The organism is Mesorhizobium sp. (genome assembly GCF_005063415.1).
Taxonomy (GTDB): domain Bacteria; phylum Pseudomonadota; class Alphaproteobacteria; order Rhizobiales; family Rhizobiaceae; genus Mesorhizobium.
The window spans coordinates 1-318 of sequence record NZ_SUEG01000394.1 but is presented as its reverse complement, the minus strand read 5'-3'; the positions used below and the strand labels follow the sequence as shown (position 1 = coordinate 318).

Sequence of the window (318 nt, the reverse complement as noted above, 5' to 3'; positions counted from 1 at the left end):
GGACATAACCGAATTTCGCGACCTGCGGATTCGCGCGATTGCTGTGCCACGGATTAACCGGGACAACAGCCATGCACGCCTACACCAGCTCCATGATCTCAGTTTCGCCGCGATCTGGCCAGCCAAGCCTGCCGCCGACATTCGCTCCGACACCGCTACAGCCGGTCAGCTTCTTTCCCTCCGGTTCGGAAATCTATGCGCAAGGTGAAAAGGCCGGAGCTTTCTATCAGGTCGAGTTTGGTGCCGTGCGTGTTTACCGCCTGCTTGCCGACGGTCGCAGGCAGATAAGCGCCTTCCATCTGGCCGGAGAGACATTCG

Annotated in this window: 1 protein-coding gene; it reads left to right on the top strand. The window is 59.1% G+C overall.

The genetic code is table 11. The features are described 5' to 3' along the window. Positions 1–71: 71 nt before the first annotated feature. On the top strand, positions 72–318 hold a 247-nt coding region (locus E5W70_RS32770), incomplete at its 3' end, for a cyclic nucleotide-binding domain-containing protein (protein WP_292665519.1).